Annotated in this window: 22 protein-coding genes; 5 read left to right on the top strand and 17 right to left on the bottom strand. The window is 76.5% G+C overall.

What is annotated here, in order from left to right; translation table 11 throughout:
* Positions 1-60: 60 nt before the first annotated feature.
* The 6 genes from ACH443_RS03620 to ACH443_RS03595 form a co-directional block, all read right to left on the bottom strand.
* Positions 61-786 carry an ABC transporter ATP-binding protein gene (locus ACH443_RS03620; RefSeq protein ID WP_430589504.1) on the bottom strand — a complete coding sequence of 242 codons (726 nt, stop codon included), beginning with the start codon at positions 784-786 and terminating at the stop codon, positions 61-63.
* Entirely contained in the window at positions 783-1,727 is a 945-nt protein-coding gene (locus tag ACH443_RS03615; protein WP_430589720.1) for an ABC transporter ATP-binding protein, read from the bottom strand. The genes ACH443_RS03620 and ACH443_RS03615 overlap by 4 nt, the downstream gene beginning before the upstream one ends.
* Positions 1,728-1,809: 82 nt before the next feature.
* The gene (locus ACH443_RS03610) at positions 1,810-4,548 is read right to left on the bottom strand and encodes an FtsX-like permease family protein (RefSeq protein WP_430589503.1); all 2,739 of its coding nucleotides are present in this window, start codon (positions 4,546-4,548) and stop codon (positions 1,810-1,812) included.
* Entirely contained in the window at positions 4,548-7,514 is a 2,967-nt protein-coding gene (locus ACH443_RS03605; protein ID WP_430589502.1) for an FtsX-like permease family protein, read from the bottom strand. Before ACH443_RS03605 ends, ACH443_RS03610 begins: the two co-directional genes overlap by 1 nt.
* Before the next feature lie 37 nt (positions 7,515-7,551).
* Positions 7,552-7,767, bottom strand: coding sequence for a hypothetical protein (locus tag ACH443_RS03600; RefSeq protein WP_429762541.1), 216 nt, complete (start codon positions 7,765-7,767; stop codon positions 7,552-7,554).
* A 10-nt stretch (positions 7,768-7,777) separates the two neighbouring features.
* Positions 7,778-8,587: a GNAT family N-acetyltransferase gene (locus ACH443_RS03595; protein WP_430589501.1), complete on the bottom strand. Its 810-nt coding sequence runs from the start codon at positions 8,585-8,587 to the stop codon at positions 7,778-7,780.
* A gap of 97 nt (positions 8,588-8,684) precedes the next feature.
* Between ACH443_RS03595 and ACH443_RS03590 the strand changes: the two genes are divergently transcribed.
* Both ACH443_RS03590 and ACH443_RS03585 read left to right on the top strand, forming a co-directional pair.
* The gene (locus ACH443_RS03590; protein WP_429762543.1) at positions 8,685-8,840 is read left to right on the top strand and encodes a hypothetical protein; all 156 of its coding nucleotides are present in this window, start codon (positions 8,685-8,687) and stop codon (positions 8,838-8,840) included.
* Positions 8,841-8,843: 3 nt separating this feature from the next.
* Entirely contained in the window at positions 8,844-9,173 is a 330-nt protein-coding gene (locus ACH443_RS03585) for an NUDIX domain-containing protein (protein ID WP_430589719.1), read from the top strand.
* Between the two features lie 18 nt (positions 9,174-9,191).
* Here ACH443_RS03585 and ACH443_RS03580 read toward each other — a convergent pair whose 3' ends face one another.
* Together ACH443_RS03580 and ACH443_RS03575 are read right to left on the bottom strand one after the other, a co-directional pair.
* Entirely contained in the window at positions 9,192-9,788 is a 597-nt protein-coding gene (locus ACH443_RS03580) for a hypothetical protein (protein WP_430557090.1), read from the bottom strand.
* On the bottom strand, positions 9,785-10,258 hold the full coding sequence (locus ACH443_RS03575) for a GNAT family N-acetyltransferase (RefSeq protein WP_430589500.1): 474 nt from the start codon (positions 10,256-10,258) through the stop codon (positions 9,785-9,787). Before ACH443_RS03575 ends, ACH443_RS03580 begins: the two co-directional genes overlap by 4 nt.
* Positions 10,259-10,347: 89 nt before the next feature.
* Between ACH443_RS03575 and ACH443_RS03570 the strand changes: the two genes are divergently transcribed.
* A complete protein-coding gene (locus tag ACH443_RS03570) occupies positions 10,348-11,046 on the top strand; it encodes a LysE family translocator (protein ID WP_430589499.1) in 699 nt (232 codons plus the stop codon).
* Here ACH443_RS03570 and ACH443_RS03565 read toward each other — a convergent pair.
* The 5 genes from ACH443_RS03565 to ACH443_RS03545 all read right to left on the bottom strand — a co-directional run bounded on the left by ACH443_RS03565 (position 11,010) and on the right by ACH443_RS03545 (position 13,974).
* Positions 11,010-11,384: a hypothetical protein gene (locus ACH443_RS03565; protein WP_430557088.1), complete on the bottom strand. Its 375-nt coding sequence runs from the start codon at positions 11,382-11,384 to the stop codon at positions 11,010-11,012. The genes ACH443_RS03570 and ACH443_RS03565 overlap by 37 nt on opposite strands.
* 84 nt (positions 11,385-11,468) lie before the next feature.
* On the bottom strand, positions 11,469-12,236 hold the full coding sequence (locus ACH443_RS03560) for a phosphatase PAP2 family protein (RefSeq protein WP_430589498.1): 768 nt from the start codon (positions 12,234-12,236) through the stop codon (positions 11,469-11,471).
* A gap of 80 nt (positions 12,237-12,316) precedes the next feature.
* Positions 12,317-12,772 (bottom strand): SRPBCC family protein, encoded by a 456-nt coding sequence (locus tag ACH443_RS03555; RefSeq protein WP_429762549.1) that lies wholly within the window; start codon positions 12,770-12,772, stop codon positions 12,317-12,319.
* A gap of 34 nt (positions 12,773-12,806) precedes the next feature.
* On the bottom strand, positions 12,807-13,226 hold the full coding sequence (locus ACH443_RS03550) for an oxidoreductase (RefSeq protein ID WP_429762550.1): 420 nt from the start codon (positions 13,224-13,226) through the stop codon (positions 12,807-12,809).
* 172 nt (positions 13,227-13,398) lie between these two features.
* A complete protein-coding gene (locus ACH443_RS03545; RefSeq protein WP_430589497.1) occupies positions 13,399-13,974 on the bottom strand; it encodes a dienelactone hydrolase family protein in 576 nt (191 codons plus the stop codon).
* 70 nt (positions 13,975-14,044) lie between these two features.
* Between ACH443_RS03545 and ACH443_RS03540 the strand changes: the two genes are divergently transcribed.
* Together ACH443_RS03540 and ACH443_RS03535 are read left to right on the top strand one after the other, a co-directional pair.
* Positions 14,045-14,665, top strand: a complete 621-nt coding sequence (locus tag ACH443_RS03540; protein ID WP_430589496.1) for an ArsR/SmtB family transcription factor — start codon at positions 14,045-14,047, stop codon at positions 14,663-14,665.
* Positions 14,666-14,708: 43 nt separating this feature from the next.
* Positions 14,709-15,050: a YciI family protein gene (locus tag ACH443_RS03535; protein ID WP_429762553.1), complete on the top strand. Its 342-nt coding sequence runs from the start codon at positions 14,709-14,711 to the stop codon at positions 15,048-15,050.
* Positions 15,051-15,056: 6 nt separating this feature from the next.
* On the opposite strand, the gene ACH443_RS03530 is transcribed toward ACH443_RS03535, so the two are convergent.
* From ACH443_RS03530 to ACH443_RS03515, 4 genes are all read right to left on the bottom strand, one after another.
* Positions 15,057-15,485, bottom strand: coding sequence for a hypothetical protein (locus ACH443_RS03530; protein ID WP_430589495.1), 429 nt, complete (start codon positions 15,483-15,485; stop codon positions 15,057-15,059).
* Positions 15,486-15,580: 95 nt separating this feature from the next.
* Complete coding sequence (gene ychF / locus ACH443_RS03525) at positions 15,581-16,666, bottom strand: redox-regulated ATPase YchF (protein ID WP_430589494.1); 1,086 nt, start codon at positions 16,664-16,666, stop codon at positions 15,581-15,583.
* A gap of 25 nt (positions 16,667-16,691) precedes the next feature.
* The gene (locus ACH443_RS03520) at positions 16,692-17,492 is read right to left on the bottom strand and encodes a DinB family protein (RefSeq protein WP_430589493.1); all 801 of its coding nucleotides are present in this window, start codon (positions 17,490-17,492) and stop codon (positions 16,692-16,694) included.
* 29 nt (positions 17,493-17,521) lie between these two features.
* The gene (locus tag ACH443_RS03515; protein WP_429762557.1) at positions 17,522-18,562 is read right to left on the bottom strand and encodes a GNAT family N-acetyltransferase; all 1,041 of its coding nucleotides are present in this window, start codon (positions 18,560-18,562) and stop codon (positions 17,522-17,524) included.
* Positions 18,563-18,600 lie beyond the last annotated feature (38 nt).

Raw genomic sequence — 18,600 nt, 5'->3', positions numbered from 1 at the left:
ACCAATCCGGTATCTGGGCGCAACCTCAGGGACACGACCGGCGGCCGGCCCCGGACGCCGTCATACCGTCACCAACCGGCCCTCGCGGACCACGAGGACGCGGTCCGCCATGGCCACCAGCTCCGGGTCGTGGGTCGCCACGACGGCGGCCACCCCGCGCGAGTGCACCAGGTCGCGCAGCAGCGCCATGACGCGGGCGGCCGTCGTCGAGTCCAGCTGGCCGGTCGGCTCGTCGGCGAGCAGCACCCGCGGGCGGGCGACGAGCGCCCGCGCCACGCCGACCCGCTGCTGCTGCCCGCCCGAGAGCTCGTCCGGGCGCTGCTCGGCGTGGTCCGCGAGGCCGACCGCCTCGAGCGCCTCCGCGACCCGGGCCGCCCGTTCGGCCGCGTCGACCCGTGCCAGGCGCAGGGGCACCTCCACGTTCTCGGCCGCCGACAGCACCGGGATCAGCCCGAACGACTGGAACACGAAGCCGATCTCGGTGCGGCGCACCGCGTGCAGCTCGTCCTCGCCCAGGCCGCCCAGCTCGCGCTCGACGGCGCCCGGGCCGCCCGGTGCCGCGGGGTCGGCGCCGAGGTGCACCGTCCCCGTGGTCGGGCGGTCGAGCCCGCCGAGCAGGTGCAGCAGCGTCGACTTGCCGGAGCCGGAAGGCCCCACCACCACCACGAGCTCGCCGGCTCCGACCTCGACGGACACGTCCTCCAGCGCCCGCACCTCGCCCGCGCCGCTGCCGTAGACGCGCGAGACGCCCTCCGCGCGCAGCACCGTCGTCGTCGTGACGCTCATCGTCGCTCCCCCGGTCCCCGGCGGCCGTCGGGCCGGACCTCGACGCGGTCGGGCTCCAGGGCGAGGCGCACCCGGTCCCGCAGGTCCAGGGCGCTGACGAAGTCCTGCGGCAGCTGCAGGCGCCCCACGCGGTCCAGCACCGCGAACTCCTCCGCGACGTGCCGCTGCGCGCCGTCCTCGTCCACCTCCGTGCGGCGCAGCACCTCCGTGGACGTGCGCCCGTCACGGATCTGCACCGTCCGCGCGACGTGCTCCGAGACGGCCGGGTCGTGCGTGACGATCAGCGTCGTCACCCCGGTCGCCGCGTTCACCCCGCGCAGCGCCTCGAGCACCTCGACGCTCGTCGCCTCGTCCAGCTCCCCCGTGGGCTCGTCCGCCAGCAGCACGCGCGGCGCGCCCGCCACCGCGACGGCGATCGCGACCCGCTGCTGCTGCCCGCCCGACATCTGGCCCGGCCGCCGGTCCGCCACGTGCCCGACGTCGAGCAGCTCGAGCAGCTCGGTGACGCGCGCCGCGCGCGCGGCCCGGGAGCCGGAGCGCGCGATCTCGAGCGGCACCCGGACGTTCTCGGCCGCCGTGAGGTACGGCAGCAGGTTCCGCCCGGTCTGCTGCCAGACGAACCCGACGGTGGAGCGCTGGTAGCGCACGCGGTCGCGCCGCGTCATCGCCAGCAGGTCCGTGCCCGCGACCACCGCAGAGCCCGCCGTCGGCAGGTCCATGCCGGACAGGATGTTGAGCAGCGTCGACTTGCCCGAGCCCGACGCCCCGACCACGGCGACCAGTCCCCCGCGGTCGACGGTGAGGTCCAGCCCCTGCAGCGCCTGCACCTCGATGCCGTCCGTGGCGAAGATGCGCACCAGCCCTCGGCAGCGGATCTCGCCGGGCTCCGACCGGGCGGCGTCGGCCGCAGGCCGGCCTGCCCCCTCCTCGGTCACCACCATCGCGTCACCACCGTCCCGTCCCCACCGTGTCGTCGCCACCGTCTCGTCACCGTCGTCGCCGTCGCCCATCAGCCGTCCTCCCTCATTCCGCCGCCTCCCGCAACCGCTCCGGCGTCGCGCCGCGACGCCCCGCGACCGCCGCCAGCACGGCTCCGACGACCACCGTCGCCACGAAGCCGACCGCTCCCCCCAGCACGAGCACCGGGTCGACCGTGAGCGCGGGCTGCGGCCCGCCCCCGGTCAGCGCGGTCAGGTCCACGCGGGCACGCAGCAGGGCGGGCACCGCGACCCCGACCAGCGCCCCCACGAGGAGTGCGCCCAGGGCCCAGGGCGCCACCTCCCACGCGACCAGCCCGCGCGCCTCCGAGCGCCGCACCCCCATCGAGCGCAGCACCGCGAGCAGGCGCTCCCGGTCCGGGGCGGCCAGCACCAGGGTGAGGGCCACGGTGAGCGCGACCAGCACCCCCGCCAGGGCGACGGAGACCCGCGCCCCGGTCGCGATCCCCCGGGCCGCCGGCGACTCCAGGAGCTCCGCGGCGACCGTCGTGCGGTCGTCGACGGTGGCGCCCGGCACGGCGTCGCGCAGCGCCGCGGCGACCCGCGCCGGGTCCGCGCCGTCGTCGAGCGCCACGAGGGCGGTGCGCGGCTCGGTCGCGTAGTCGAGCGGACCGGCGAGGACGCCCGCGTCGAGCACGAGTGTCGACGGCGCGTCGATCACGCCGGGCACCCGGTCCGTCGCGCCGGCCACCTCGACGTCGGCGCTCTCGTCCTGCAGGTCGAGGACGAGCCCGGTGGTGCCCGCCGCGACGTCCGGGACCCGCAGCGAGAGGACCGGCAGGGCGCCGTCTGCGGCCGGGCGGGACAGCTCCGCGACGTCGAGCGGGGCGTCCGGCACCTCGGCCTGCACGGCGGCGAGCTCCACCGCGTCCACGGCGACCACCTGCACCGAGCGGGTCCGTCCGTCGGCCGACCTCAGGTGGCCGGTCTCGGGCACGCGGGACGCCGTCGCCACCGCCGTGACGCCGTCCACCTCGCGCAGCGTCGTCACGGTCTCCTCGCCCAGCGCGGGTCCCGAGACCCGCAGGTCGGCCCCCAGCTCGACGTGCGCCTGGCGCGCCACGCCGGCGTCCACGGTCGACAGCAGCACCGCCGACGAGGCCCCCACGGAGACCGCGAGCACCAGGGCGAGCGCGGGCACGACGCCGCCGGCCGGGGCACGGGTGGCCCTGGCCGCCCCCAGGAACGGCACCAGGTCGCGGCGCCGGGACAGCAGCCGCTCGAGGCCGCGCGCCAGCAGCGGGATCAGGCGCACGGCGACCAGGGCGGCAGCGGCGGCCACGAGCAGCGGGGTGGCCGCCACCAGCGGGTCGACCCCGCCGTCTCCCGCGCCCCCGACGACGCCGCGGCGCGCCAGGAGCACCGCCGCGAGCGCCGCGACGCCGACCACCGCGAGCTCCGCCGTCCGCCGCCACGGTCCGCCCGTGCCCGCGGCGAGGTCCCTCCGCTCGCCGCGCAGCGAGCGCGGCACCGTCACGGCGGCGGCCGCCACGGCCGGCGCCAGCGCCGCCGCGACGGCCCACGTCAGCTGGGTCCCGGTCACGGCGCCGGGGCGGACCAGGAGGCCGAGCAGCACGCCGACGACGGCGGCCGGCAGGCTGACGGCGAGGCCCTCGCACGCCGTGAGCAGCCGCAGCCGGGCGCCGGTCGCGCCGCGCGCGAGCAGCACCGCGAGCGCCGACCGGCGCCGCTCCACGACCAGGCGTGCCGCCAGCACCACGACCGCGCCGAGCGCGCCGAGCGGGCCCACCACCAGCACCGCGAGGACGGCGTCGGTGGTCACGCGCTCCCGCAGGAGCGCGTCGAGCACGTCCGAGAGGGCGGTGCGCGCCTGCAGGACCACCGGGTCACCGGGCACCACGGCCAGCGTCTCGTGCGTGAGACCGCGCACCTGGTCGGCGAGGAGCGCGACGTCGTCGGACCGGAGCCCTGCGACCGTCACGGGGTACCAGAGCTCGGTCTGCGCCTCCCGGAAGGCGAGGGAGCCGATCATCGCCGGGTCGACGTAGACGGCCGCCGTCGCGATGGTGGCGCCGTCCGCGGTCACGCTCAGCTGGGCGTCGCGCCCGAACGGCTGGTGGTACCAGGTGCTCGCACCGGGGTCGACGGGCTCGGTGAGCCCGACGACGCGCAGCGGGGGGAACTTCCAGACGTCCACGGCGTAGGTGCCGCCGAGCTCCCACCCGAGCGTCTCGGCGGCCGAGCTCGACAGGACCACCTGCACGGGTTCGTCGCCCTCCGGCCCGTTGAAGCTCGTGACCACCGGGGTCGCGGCGGGCCACTCGCCCTCGACGAGCCGCAGGTCCTCGGTCATCCGCGCCGACGCCCGCATCACGACCTGCGGGACCTGGATCCCGGACCCGGGCACCTGCTCGGTCACCGTCTTCCGGGAGGAGACGGCGAACGACGGCTCGCCGAGCACGTCGCGCAGCGGCTGCGGCCGCTCGTCGCGCAGCCGCACCATGCCGTCGAGGAACTCGTCCCACCGGGGCTCGGGCGGCACGGCGGGCTCGCTCGCCGGCCCGGTCATGACGGCGTCGGTGGCCGACAGCCCCCCGCCGGGGACCACCGACGACCGGGACGAGACGTCCCGGCGCTGGGGCGAGAGCTGCTCGGTGGCGTAGGTGACCTGCTCCGAGCGCATCTCGCCGATCGCGCGGGTGGCGACGGTGGCGGCGCCCGCCCCGAGCACGGTCACGACGGCGAGGACCAGCACGGTCCCCCACGCGGAGCGCAGGTGGCGGCGCAGCAGCAGCCACAGCATCAGCGCACCTCCTCCCGGTAGCCGCCGTCGCGCGCCTGGGCGGCGACCGCGGCCCCCACGACCAACGCGACGGCGGCCAGACCCGCGACGAGGACGCCGCCGGGCACGAGCGCCGCCTCGGGCGAGTACGCCGTGTCCGGGGTCGGGACGACGGCGAACCCGGTGAGCGTAGCCGCGGCCAGGCCCGGCACCGTCGCGGCCGCCAGGGCCCACCCGGCCAGGAGCCCCGCGACCAGCGCGGCGGCCGTGACGACGGCCAGCTCCGTCGCGCGGCTCGCCCCCTGCGCCCGGGGCGGGAGCCCGACGGCGCGGAGCACCGCGACCTCCCCGCGCCGCTCCCGCACGCCGGCCACGCTCACGGCACCCACGCCGACCAGGGCGAGCGCCGCGGCAGTGAGCGCGGCGACCGCGAACGCCTGGCGCACCGGCCCCGCGGCGTCGGCCCCCTCCGACCCGGTCGACGTCGTGATCTGGACCGGCACCGTCCCGGCGGCGTCCTGGGCGGCCGCCGCCAGCCGGTCGACGTCGCCGCCGGGCGCGGCACGGACCCACGTCTCGGCGGCCCCGGGGACCACCGTCGCGAGGTGCAGGGACGCCGCCTGGAGCTCGTCGAGCCGCACCATCGCCGCACCCTGGTGCAGGGAGCCCGGCACGACGTCCACGACGTCGACCACCTGCACGGGCAGCCGCCCGCCCTCGCCCAGCGGCACCTCCGTCGTGCCCCCGGTGGTGACGTCGAGCAGCCTGGCCAGGTCCTGGGACAGGACGGCGCGGGCCGGCTGCCGTCCGGAGCCCGCCACCATGGCGCGGAACGGCGAGGGCATCGCCTCGTGGTCGGCCTGGGCCGCGAAGCTCAGGCCCGTGCCCGGTCGGGCACCGAAGGCGACGTTCGGGTCGTCGCGGGCGGGGGCCCAGTCGGCGCCGGCGACGTCGATCTCGGCCGTCGCGCCCTCCTCGGTGGTGGCGTCCAGCCCGTCCACGGAGAGCCGCAGCGTGGTGAGCGCGCTCGGCGAGCTCGGCAGCCGGGTGTCGAGCGCGACGACGGTCCACGCTCCCGGCGCGCCGTCGGTGCCCGGGGGCGCGGCCGGCACGTCGGCCCGGAGCTCGACCGTGCTCTCGTCGGGGCCGATGGGGCGGGTGTCGACCCGCCCGCCGCCGGGGTCGCCGTCGAGGTCCACGTCGAGCTCCTCGACGTCGACGCCGACGACCTGTCCGTCCGCGTCGGCGAGCCAGAGCCGGAGGGTGATCGTCGAGTCCTCGAGCACGAGGAGCTGCCCCCGCTCGGACGGCGCCGACGCGGTCGCCTCCTCGAGGGACGCCCAGGTCGCGGGCTCGCCGCCCACCGCGCCCGTGGCCGCCTCTGCCGTGGCCGCCTCGTCGACGACGTAGTACTGCCCGGTGGCGCGCAGCACCAGCCCGGTCGTGCCGGCCGGGAGCCGGGGGTTGTCCGCGTACGGGCCGGGGCCGTCCAGCGCCGCCGCGATCTCGTCGACGCCCTGCTGCCCGTGCGGCCCGCGGGCCACCGCGGCGACCCGGTCGGGCGGCACGCCCGTGGTGGTCAGGGGGATGCCGTCCACGACCGCCTCGGACACCCGCACGGGGGCGGCGTCCGCCGCTCCCGGCAGCGCCGCGTACATCGCGGCCGGCCCGGGCGTCCCCTCCGTCGCGACGACCCGCACGTCGCTGCCCGCGGCCACGCCGGCGGCCGCCGCCCGCAGGTGCTGACCGGTCCCTGTGTACGCGGACGCGAGCACCGCGCTCCCCGCGGCCACCACCACCAGGACCACGGGCACCGCCGTGACCGCGAGCCGCCGGGCCACCTGCCGCGCCGCGAGCACCCGCGTGCCCGGGCGGCGCGCGGTGAGCGCCGCCCAGGCCCGGGACAGCGGGCCCAGCAGCGCCACCGCCACGACGGCCGCGGCCGCGAGGACGAGAGCGGGCGCCGCGACGGCCGCCGGGTCGGTCTGGCCGCCGTCGGGCGTGGGGACGAGGGGCGAGCCGTACCGCCGCAGCAGCCACGTGGTGACCCCGGCGGCCACCGCCACCAGCACGACGGTCCCCCACGTGGCGGCCCGCCGCGCACGACCCGACCGGTCCGTGTCTCGCAGCGCCGCGGCGGCCCGGGCCTGCAGGCCGCCGACCGCCACCAGCAGGAGCAGCGCACCCACCGCCGTCGCCACGGCCGAGGGCGCCAGCGTCCCCGCGAGGGATCCGGCAGGGGTGCCCTGGGCCGCCAGCACGGCCGCCGCCGCGCCCGCACCCACGGCCGCTCCGCCCACGACGACCAGCGCCGCCTCGGACGCCGCGGCCGCCGTCAGCTGGCCCGCCGACGCCCCGCGCGAGACCAGGAGGTGCACCTCCCCCGCCCGGGTGGCCGCGAGCAGCCGCGCCACCTGGGCGACCGCGACCGCGCCCGCCAGCGCCAGCACCAGCATCGGGACGAGGGCCACGGCCGACGCCGCGGCGGCCGCGGCGGCCGCGTCGGCGGCCCGCTCCCCGAGGTCCCCGGTCACCGTCGCGCCGCGCACGGCGACGGCGTCGTCGGCGAGGACCGTCTCGAGGAGCGCGTCGGACCCGGAGGCGAGGACGGCGAGGTCGGCGGTGCCGATGGCGGCGACGTCGGGCGTGAGCGTCCAGCGCACGAACGGGTCGTCGGAGTCGTCGTCGGGCACCTCCTCTCGGACCAGGTCGTGCGGCGCTGGGGCGAAGAGCGCGTCGACGTCGCTGCGCAGCGCGGCGTCCTGTGCCGCGGCGTCCGCCTGCGGGGCGAGCCGGGTGGTCACCTGCACCTCGGCCGGGACGTCGCCCCGGGTCAGCCCGTCGTGGACGACGTCCGCCTCGGCGGCGCGGACCGCTCCGACGGCGGTGCCGAGCGCCGCCGCGACGGTGGCGACCAGCAGCGCGACGAGGACCAGCAGCCCGCGGCGCGCGCCCGAGCGGCGCGCCAGCAGCCGCGCGCGGCTCACCGGCCTGCCCTGACGGCGGGCGCCCCGCGGGGCGCGCTCACGGGCGGTGGCCCCGCTTCTCGTTGCCGCGCCGGTAGTCGCCCGTCGCGCGGGCCAGCAGCTCCTGGTCGGTCTCGGGGTCGCGGCCGAGCAACGCGGCCAGGCGGGCGGCGCGCGCCCCCGCGACCGTGACGACCGGGCGGCCGCCGCGGCTCACGAGCACCTTGCCGTCCTTGGTGACCCGGTGCTCGAACGGGTCGTCCTCGAGGCCCACGAAGTCTCCCTCAGCGACGCCACTCGTACGGCGTGGTGGTGGAGACCTTGACCAGGCCGGAGCGCTCCAGGATGGGGCGGGAGAACTCGGTCGAATCGCTGTGCAGGTACGTCTTGCCGTGCTCGACGGCGGACCGGGCGCGCGCCGCGGTCAGGGCGCGGTAGATGCCGCGCCCCCGCCACTCGGGGCGGGTCGATCCGCCCCAGAGCCCGGCGAACTCGGTGCCGGGCACGGGCTCGAGCCGGCCGGCGCTGACCACCTGCCCCTCCGCCTCCGCGACCCACAGCTCCATCTCGGGGTCGCGCTCCTGGCGCCGGAGGATCTGGTCGGCGTGCCCCGACGTGGCCGGGTCGTCCCCGAAGACCTCGTCCGCCATCGCGGACATGGCGCGCACGTCCGCCTCCGCGGTGACGCGGCGCAGGGTGACGCCGGCCGGCAGCGGGACGTCCGCGACGAGGAGCCGCGCGTCGCCGATCATGATCGACTCCGGCTCCTGGGGCAGGAAGCCGTGGTCGACCAGGGCCTCGTGCAGGCCGGGGGCGACGTCGTGACCACGGGTCTTCCACTCGGCGTTCGTGACCGTCGCGTCGTCGCGGAAGTGCGCGAGGGCCGCGGCGACGAACCCCCGGATCGTCGCCGCGTCGGCGCCGCCGAGATCGCGGTAGGTGACGAAGCCGCGCCCGCCCGTGAACGTGACGAGGCGCAACGGTCCGAGGCGGGTCACGGCGACGGCGCTCGGTGTCTCGGCGTCGGTCCTCAGCTGGTCGTCGTAGGCGGCGAGGAGGCGCGCGACGTCGACGTCGGCAGCAGGTGCATTCACGGCGGACACCATTCCAGAGCCCGGGCACGCGGGGCAACGGTTTTCACAGGGATGCATGGAGCGGGCATGGGCTTCCGGCCCGCTAGCATCGGCGACCATGACCGAGCGCGACGGCTACGTCGACCGTCTGCGCGCCCTGGTCGGCCACGCCCCCGTCTTCCTGCCCGCCGCCTGCTGCGCCGTCCTGCGGCACGACGGGGACGGCGCCACGCGCGTCCTGCTGCAGCAGCGCGGCGAGCCCGGCGGGCCGTGAGGCCTGCCCGGCGGCGCCCTGGACCTGGGCGAGACGGTCGCGGAGGCCGCCGTCCGCGAGACGCGCGAGGAGACCGGGCTGGACGTCGAGCCCCACGCCCTCCTCGGCGTCTTCTCCGGCGCCCGGCCCCACACCTACCCGAACGGCGACGTCGTCCAGTCGGTCGTCACGGTGTTCGTCGCCCGCGCGCTGTCCGGGGAGCTCACGGTCGACGGCGCCGAGACGCGCGCGCTGGGCTGGTTCGCCCTCGACGCCCTGCCCGAGCCCCTCTTCGGCCCGCACGTGCCGATGCTCGACGCCCTGGTCGCCGGGCGCCGCGGCGTCTGGGACTGATCGGGACGGCGCCGGGCGTCAGGGGCGGGCGCCTGCCAGGTCGGCGTCCGACCACAGGGCGGCCGACGCGTGGCCCAGCAGCAGCTTCGGGTAGTACGTCCATGCGAACCAGGGCGCGACGCGCGACGGGCCCAGCACGGCGTCCAGCGCCAGGCCACCGGCGGTGAGCGCGACGCCGAGCGCGCGCCGTCGCGCGGGGTTGCGGCGGACGACGACCGTCGCCGCCATCAGGTAGGCGTACTGGGCGACGGCCCATGCCGCCGGGGGCACCCGACGCGGGGGCCCTTCCGCCCTCGCGTCGAGCCACGCCACCGCCGCCGGGTGCACGTGCAGCGCCGCGAACCCGTAGTGGGCCGCGGCCCCCTGTCCCGGCCGCTCGTACCACCGCGCACAGGCCCGCGTGTTGTTGACGTAGGCGCCGCCCCAGAGGTCGACGGCGAGCAGGCAGGCCGCACCTGCCCGGGCCCGCCCTGCGCCGCGGGTCCGGGCGACCAGCGGGGCCGCCACCGCCCCGACGGCCGTCGTCGCGGCCGTCAGCGCGTGGTTCGTCGGCGTCGCCTCCGGCCCGACGAACTCCCCCCAGGCGCGCCGCAGCGTCGCACCGAGCCCTGTCATCCCACGCTCCCGCCGTCGGTCCGCCCCGCGCCCGTGGAGCTGCCCCCGGCCAGGTCGTCCCAGACCACGAAGACCGACCCGTCGTCGACGTCCGCCCCCGCCGCGCGGTAGGTGGCGAGCGCCGCGGCGTTGTCCGCCTCGGTGCCGGTCCACATGCCGCGGCACCCGCGGGCGAGGGCCACGTCCCGCAACGCCGCGAGCAACGCCGTCGCCACCCCTTGGCGGCGCCACGCCGCGTCGACGCCCAGCTCGTACAGGAAGAGCTCCGCGTCTTTGTCCGGGTGGCGCATCTCCACCCCCGACACGAACCCGACGTCGCTCCCGTCGGCCGCGCGTGCCAGCAGCACGACGTGGCCCGGGCGGCGCAGCGTGTCCGCCGCGCCCTCCGGCGAGACCGGGCGATCGAAGAAATACGACGCCGCGACCAGCTCCGCCGGGTCCGTGACCTGCACGACCGTCCATCCCGCCATGGAGACGATCCTCGCCCGGGGCGCCCGCGCGGGCCACGCGAACGCCGAAGGATGTCACCGACAACAGTCCGGCACCTTCCTTCCCCACCATGACCGTGCAGGCGATGCAGGTGACGCAGGCGGTGGAGTCGGTGACGGCGCTGCTGCCGAGCTACGCCGCGCTGCTCGGCTTCCTCGGCGCCTCCCTCGCGACGCTGGCCGCCCCCGGCCCGTCGGTCGTGTACGTCGTCGCGCGCTCCACCGCCCACGGACGCCGCGCCGGCCTGTACTCGATGGCCGGCCTGGAGACGGGTGCCGCCCTGCACGTGATGGCCGCGGCGGCCGGGCTGGCCGCCCTGCTGGCGCGGTCGCCGGCGCTGTTCGACGTGGTGCGCTGGACCGGCGCCGCCTACCTGGTGTGGCTCGGGGTCCGCGAGCTGCGCGCGGCCCGGACCCGGGCCACGGCCCCGGGCGACGCCACCGGCGAGGGCGCCGCGCCGGCGTCGCCGCGCCGCTGGCGGCTCTTCGCGGACGGCGTCCTGGTCGACGTCCTCAACCCGAAGACCGCCCTGTTCTTCCTGGCCTTCCTCCCGCAGTTCGCCGACCCGGCGCGCGGGGCCGTCGCGCCGCAGCTGGCGCTCCTCGGCGGCCTCTTCGTCGGTCTCACCGCCCTGGTGGACTCCTCGTACGTCCTGCTCGCCGACCGGATGTCGTGGCGGCTGCGCGGGTCGGAGCGCGCCCGGCGCAGGCTGGGCCGCGCGTCCGGCGGGATCTACCTGGCGCTGGCCGGCACCGCGGTCGTGGTCTGATCGCCGCGCGGCACCGAGTTCATCGGCGCCAACCCCTCGCTCGCGGCCATCCAGGCGGCGAACGTCACGGCACCCAGCTCGAACGCCACGAGCCGCCGGTCCCAGCGCCGGCCCGGGCCGGTCGCCGCACGCACGAGCGCCAGGCCGCCGGCCAGGTTGGCCGCGCCCCACACGAGGTTGACCAGCGGCGACGATCCGCGTCCCGCCAGCGGGGTGAGGTGCTCCCGTCCCGTCGCGGCCGACGCCAGGTGCGGCGCGCTGTTGGCCACGAGGAGTCCGCCGACGAACGAGGCGAGATGACGGCCCCGCGTCGGGGGCACGGGTGCGGGTCGGCTCATCCGCCGACGTTCCCAGGCCTGCGGAGGCCGCGCAAGCCCGTCCGACGCACGGAGACGGCGTCGGGGGGCCGGTCCGGCAGGCGCTCAGAGGTGCCGGGCGACGACCGCGCGCCGGGGTCGCAGCCACCAGCCGCGCCGGTCCGCCTCGACCAGCAGGCGCAGGAGCAGGCCGCCGACGAGCAGCCCGCCCACCAGGTCGCTGATCCAGTGCCAGCCGAGGTAGTAGGACACCGCGACCGCGTTGAGCGCGACCAGGCCGACGCCGAGGCGCAGGGTCGTCATCGTGCGCGACGACGCGTTCGTCCAGCGCCCGACGAGGTAGACGGCCGTGCCGTAGATCAGCACCGCCTCGGCCGCGTGGCCCGACGGGAAGCTGATGCCGGCCCAGCCGAGGTGGCGCAGCCCGCCGTCGAACAGGTCGGCGTCGTCCGTCGTGGGCGCCGGCCGCGCGAGGACCACCTTGAGCAACCCCACACCTCCGTAGAACGCCAGCTCGGCCATGGCCGCGCACCACAACGGGCGCCACGTGCGGTGCCGCCACGAGAGGGTGGCCGCGACGGCCAGCAGGACCGGCAGGCAGACCGCCTGCCCGGCGATCGGGTCGAGCACGTGCTGGATGAAGGGCTGCAGCCCCGGCGTCAACAACCTGGCCCAGTACCCGTGCGCGTCCTCGTCGACGCCCCGGAACGGGCCGGCCGCCAGGAGCGTCATTACCACCAGCCCCACGAGGAGGGCGGGCGCCGAGGTCAGCCGGCCGAGCGGGTCCTCCGGCTGCCGGGAGTGCCCGGCTCGGGTGGCGACGCGCGAGCTGTCGAGGGCGCGCGCGGGCGCATCAGGAGCCTGGAGCAACATCGCGCCCAGGGTAAGCAGCCCGGCTGGGCATCACCTGGTCGAGCGCGTGTGGTGTGCCGCACGTCCTCCGTCGGCCCCGGTCAGGCGCGCGGCGCCAGCGCCGACGCGAGCCACGCGTTGCGGGTGCGCAGCAGGCGCGTCATGTACCGGGTGAGCACCAGCCGCTCCACCAGCCGCCCCAGCGGCCCGGCCGGGGCGGCGAACTCCACCGTGTCCGTCATCCGGGTGCCGCCGGGCGTCGCCTCGAACCGGTGCTCGTGCCACCAGCGGCGGAACGGCCCGGCCACCTGCTCGTCGACGAACCAGTGCGGGGCGTCGTGGGCGCTGATGCGCGACGTCATGCGGAACGGGATGCCGAAGTGACGCGCCCGCCACGTCACCGTGTCGCCGGGCCCCATGACGCCCGACGTCACGCCCGCCACCGCCCGCTCCCCCGAGCGGCGCATCGACGCCGTGTGCGCGTCCACGGACAGGCTCGCCGCGAAGCACGCCTGCGGGGACGCCGGGATCTCGGTGGTCAGCGTGATGGTCGGCACCCGGCGATGGTAGGCCCACCGCTCCCGAGCGCCGTCACGCCCGCGGCAGGGGCAGCCTCGCGGGCACGTCGTCGCGGCTGCGGCCGTAGACGCGCATCGCGACCGTCTGCCGCTCGAAGAACTCGCCCAGCCTCGCGGCCACGGGCGCCGCGACGCCGACGTCGTCCAGCGCCCGGCGGAACAGTCCGACGCACGCCTCGTCGAGCTCCGCGTGCTCCCCGTTGCCCGCGTGCATGCGCTGCACCGTCGACTCGTCCCCGTAGCCGCCGGTGTACAGGCGCGGTCCGCCGAGCGCCTCGGCCAGGTACGCGGCGAGGCGCTCGTCGTGCTGCGGGTGCAGCGTGCCGTGCGAGAACGGGTGCGCCGCCACCGGGTCGGCGAGGCAGAGCGCGTTCCAGCGGCGGCACACCGCCAGCAGGACGTCGAAGCCCCCGACGTCGTCGTACAGGGTCATGCCTCCCAGTATTCACTCCGCGCACCCGTCGACACCGTGTGAATCGGGATTCACACGATCGGTGATTTCCGGCCGGCGCACTGCCTCACTCGGGCACGACGGCGGACGAGACGACGCGAGGGAGCCCACGATGCCCGACCTGCTCGACCCGGTGTCGACGACTTCGCAGGCCTCAACTACCGGCCACGCTGCCGAGGAACGCCAGGGCGCGCTCACCCATGAGCGCGGCCGCCGCGGGGTCGTGCCCCCGCAGCGACCGGTCGGCGAACAGGTGCGCCGTGCCCGAGTAGAGGAAGAGCTCGGCCGTCGGCACGGAGCCCGCGAGCGCGCGGGCGGACTCGAGGTCCTCCGCGAACCAGTCGTCGTCCACGCCGCCGTGGATCTGGACGGGCAGACCGTCCGGCCAGGTGCCGAACTCCTCGACCGGGAGGCACGCGTCGACGAAGAGCGCGCCGACGGCGCCCGGCCGCGTCTGGGCGAGCCGCTGCGCCGGCATGACCCCCATCGAGAACCCCGCGTAGACGAGCTCCGCGGGGAGGCCCTCCGCGGCGGCGACACCCCGGGCCATCACCGTGTCGAACCCGAGCTCTTGGGCGTGGGCGACGCCCGTCTCGACGTCGTCGAAGGTCCGGCCGTCGAACAGGTCCGGCACGTGCACGACGTGCCCCGCCGCGGCGAGCTCGTCGGCGAACGCCCGGATCCCCGGCGTCAGCCCCTGGGAATGGTGGAACAGGACGATCTCGGCCATGGCCCCTCCTCGAGGATCCGCAGTACGATCCAAAAACATCGAACGTTCCAGAACGTTAGTGTCGTCGACCATGGACGGCAAGACCCCCGACTACGAGCTCGACGACCGGATCGCCCTGACCAGCCCCGACCAGGTCCGGGCTCTCGGCAACCCGCTCCGCACCACGATCCTCGGCCTGCTCCACGAGCGCGCGGCGAGCGTCACCGAGCTCGCCGGCGCGGTGGGGCGCCCGAAGAGCACGGTCGCCCACCACGTGAAGGTCCTCGCCGACGCCGGGCTGCTGCGGGTGGTCAGGACGCGCCGGGTCCGCGCCGTCGAGGAGGCCTTCTACGGCCGGACCGCCCGGCTGTTCTACGTCGCGCTCGAGGGATCGGGCGACAGGGCCGACGGCGCGAGGCCGGTGGACTTCAACGACTTCGAGGTCGCAGCCCGCGAGTCCCGGCCCGCGTACCTCGAGGGAGAGCTGTGGGGCTTCCTGCGGCACGCGCGGATCGACGAGGCGCAGAAGCAGGAGTTCTGGCAGCGCATGGCGGCGCTCGTGGAGGAGTTCGACGCCCTCCCCCGCCGCGGCGACGTCGTGCACGGGTTCGCCATCGGCGTCTACCCGGTCGCGGACTACCCGCAGCTCCCACCGGCGTCGCACGACGAGCGGGGCACGGGAGCCGTCGCCGGACGGCGGCGGTCGGAGTAGCGTCCTGCCCAGGTGTCCGACGACCGCGACGGGACGAGCGACGATGAGTCACTACCTCATCTACTTCAACCAGCAGTGGGTGGGCGACCACGACCCCGCGTGGTTCGCCGAGCGCGGGCCGCTCGCCAACGCCGTCGTGGACGACATGAGGGACGCGGGCGTCCTCGTGTTCGCCGCCGGCGTGGACGAGGACGACGCCGCGGCCTTCACCGCCGACGCGACCAGCGGCACGCCGGTGGTCACCGCCGGGCCGTTCGCCCCGGCGGAGCAGCGCATCGGCGGTCTGACGATCATCGACGTCGCGGACGACGACGACGCGAAGGCGTGGGGCGGCCGGGTCGCCGCAGCCTGCGGCTGGCCTCAGGAGGTCCGTCGGGTCGTCTGAGCGCGCTCACGACCGCCGTCGCCGCGGCAGCGCCGCCGCGACCAGGAGCGCCGGACCGGCGGCGAGGGACCACGGACCGGGGCCGGCGGGAGAGAGCACGACCTCGGGGTGCACCCGCAGCACGTTGACGGCCAGAGCGCCGCAGAGGACTCCGGCGACGAGGACGACGACGCGCGCGCCCCGCCCGGCCCCACGACGCGAGTACCGCCACGCGACGGCAGCGATCGCCCACAGCGCGAGGCTGAGCCCCGCCCCGACGATCAGGAAGAGCGGCCAGGAGGCCTCCGGGTCGGCGGCGAAGCCGACGGCGTTCGTGACCGTGTGCGCGACGCCCAGCCCCGCCAGGGCGAGCGCCCCGACACCACCGGCGATCCGGCGGGGGCGGGAGAACGGGAGGGTCCGGTCGAGGGGGCGCGTGTCGGTCGTGGTGTCCATGCCTCCAGGCTGACCGGCTCAGCGCGCCCCCGGGATCCTCCGCAGGGGGCAGACGGCTCACCCTCGCGGGTGAGCCGTGGCATCGGGACGGGACGTCAGACGTTGAAGCGGAACTCCACGACGTCGCCGTCCTGCATGACGTAGTCCTTGCCCTCGACGCGCGCCTTGCCGGCGGAGCGGGCGGCCTGCACGGAGCCGGCCTCGACGAGGTCGTCGAACGAGATGACCTCCGCCTTGATGAAGCCGCGCTCGAAGTCGGTGTGGATGACGCCGGCGGCCTGCGGGGCGGTCCAGCCCTTGCGGATCGTCCAGGCGCGGGACTCCTTGGGACCGGCCGTGAGGTAGGTCTGCAGGCCGAGCGTGTGGAAGCCGACGCGGGCGAGCTGGTCGAGGCCGGCCTCCTCCTGGCCCGAGTCGGCGAGCATCTCCTTGGCGTCCTCCGGCTCGAGCTCGACGAGCTCGGACTCGAACTTCGCGTCGAGGAAGACGGCGTCCGCGGGGGCGACGAGGTCGCGCAGGCGCTGCTGCATCCCCGTGTCGACGAGGCCGGCCTCGTCGGTGTTGAACACGTAGATGAACGGCTTGGCCGTAAGCAGCTGCAGCGACGCGACGTCGGCGAGGTCGAGCCCCTCGGCCTTCGCGCCCTGGAAGAGCGTGGTCCCGGACTCGAGGATCTTCTGCGCGGTGGTGGCGGCCGCGAACAGCGCGGCGTCGCCCCGCTTGATCTTGACCTCCTTCTCCATCCGCGGCAGCGCCTTCTCCAGCGTCTGGAGGTCGGCGAGGATCAGCTCGGTGGAGATGGTCTCGATGTCGCCCTCGGCGTCCACCGAGCCCTCGACACGGACGACGTCGCCGTCGTCGAACACCCGCGTGACCTGGCAGATCGCGTCCGCCTCGCGGATGTTCGCGAGGAACTTGTTGCCCAGCCCCTCGCCCTCCGAGGCGCCCTTGACGATGCCCGCGATGTCGACGAACGACACCGTCGCGGGCAGGATCCGCTCGCTGCCGAAGATCTCCGCGAGCTTGTCCAGCCGCGGGTCCGGGAGCGGGACCACGCCGACGTTGGGCTCGATCGTCGCGAACGGGTAGTTCGCCGCGAGCACCTGGTTGCGGGTCAGGGCGTTGAAGAGCGTGGACTTGCCGACGTTGGGCAGGCCGACGATGCCGATGGTGAGTGCCACGTCGGGAGAGTCTACGTGGCGGGGGTCAGCGGGCCGCCCTAGCGCGCTGCTCCAGCGTCGTGAGGTCGCGCTCGACGAACTGCAGGTGCGCCCAGTGCTCCCGGGCGACGACGCCGAGGCTCTGGTGCACCGCGCGCGTGAGGCCCTCGGGCGCCCACGGCGGGAGGCGCGGGGCGTCGACCGTGACGTCGCGGCCGGCGAGCTCGTCGTAGACGGCGTGCACCTGGGCGATCCGGTCGGCGTGCGCCGCGAGGGTCTCCTCCAGCGGCGGCGTCGCCGCCAGGTCGACGCCCAGCGCCGCCACCTCGGGCTCGTACTCCGTGAACGGCAGCCCGGCGTACCAGAACGGGTCGTCGTTCCCCCGCAGCCCGTAGCGGATCCAGCCGTCCATGGCGAACACGAGATGGCGCAGCGTCTGCGCCGTCGACCACTCGCCGTCGACCTGCTCGTCCACCGCGCCGGGCGCCAGCGCCGCCGCCCGCGCGAGGTGCGCGTCCCAGGCGCGCAGCGCCGCGTCCAGCGACGCCCGCTGCTCGGCGAGGTCCGCGGACCGGGCCTGCTCGCGCCCCGGGTACCGCCGGTTCAGCTCCGCCTCGACCAGCGGCGCGACGTCGACGCCGTTGACGCGCAGGCCGGTGATCTCGCCGTCGAGGTCGGCGTCCGTGAGGTCGACGCCGCGCATCACTGCCCCCGGCATGAAGCTCTGGTCGAACCGTGCGCCGTCGAGCTGCACGAGGCGGAACGTCGAGCCCGTCATGTCGGCCTCGACGAAGCGGGCGCCCCGCAGCTCGTCGTCCGACCCGAACCGTGCCTCAGCGCTGGTCATGCGACGACCGTAGGACCGGGCACCGACACTCAGACGTCGACGTCCTGGTGCCAGGACTCCGTGACGTAGGACGTGCGCCAGCCCCAGCTCTCGTACAACGACGCGGCGCCGGTGGGGCTGTCGGCGTCGACCTCGAGCCCCACGCGGTCGCGGCCCCGCGCCGCCGCGTCGCGCACGACGGCGAACAGCAGCGCCGTCGCGACCCCGCGGCCGCGGGCCCGGCGGTCGGCGCCCAGGTACTCGATGTAGCTGCCCTCCTTGCCCGACGCGCCGGAGGGCAGGACGGCGCCCACGAGGGCGCCCATCGGCTCGGGGGCCGCGTCGGGCTGCTGCGGGTCGGAGACGAACGCCAGCCACCAGTGGTCCCACCGGTGCCCCGGGTCCGAGCGCAGCCGCACCAGGAACTCGCCGAAGCTCTCCCGGTAGGAGTTGAAGTGGTCCTCGAACGCGCTCTCGAGCACCCGGTGCACGGTCTGCAGCTCCTCGGCGACGGGCATCCCGTCGTCGTGCGTCGCGACCCGCCGCACGGTCACGCCCGGGCGCGGGTCCGGCAGCACGCCCCGGTGCGCCTCCTCCGCCACGACGGGCCGGGACATCTGCAGCCACGAGCGGGCCTTGGCGTACCCGGCCGCGGCGAGCCAGGCCTGCTGGGTCGTGTCGCCCGCGAACGCGCCGGCGTCGAGCTGGGTGCGGCCCACCCCGCGCTGTGCCGCGAGCTCCCGCCCCTGCCGGGCCGCCCAGGCGTAGCCCGCGGCCGCCAGCTCGTCGGCCGCGGAGGTCGCACGGTCGACGTCGACCCCCACGACGACGCGCCCCGCGGCACGGTCGTGCGCCCACGCCCAGCCCTGGACCACGCCCTCGGGGTCGCGCGCCACGACCTGGCGGCGCGTCCACGACACCGGGCCCGCGACCTCCGCGGCGAGCGCGTCCTGGTTCACGACCGACGAGCCCGTGAACGGGGCGGCGACGGCCCCGCGCAGCTCGCCGAGGCGGGGCAGGTCGGCCAGGTCGGGGGCCGACGTCGTCCAGCCGTCAGGCAGGGGCAGGTGCTCGAGGTTCTCGGAGGTCACGCGTCCCATTGTCGCAAAGGGTCCCTTGGGCTCCCCAT

Origin of the sequence: Isoptericola sp. NPDC019571 (assembly GCF_044389385.1) — a bacterium.
Classification (GTDB): domain Bacteria; phylum Actinomycetota; class Actinomycetes; order Actinomycetales; family Cellulomonadaceae; genus Isoptericola; species Isoptericola nanjingensis.
The sequence above is the reverse complement of the archived record's forward strand: the minus strand, read 5'-3'. Positions and strand labels throughout refer to the sequence as shown.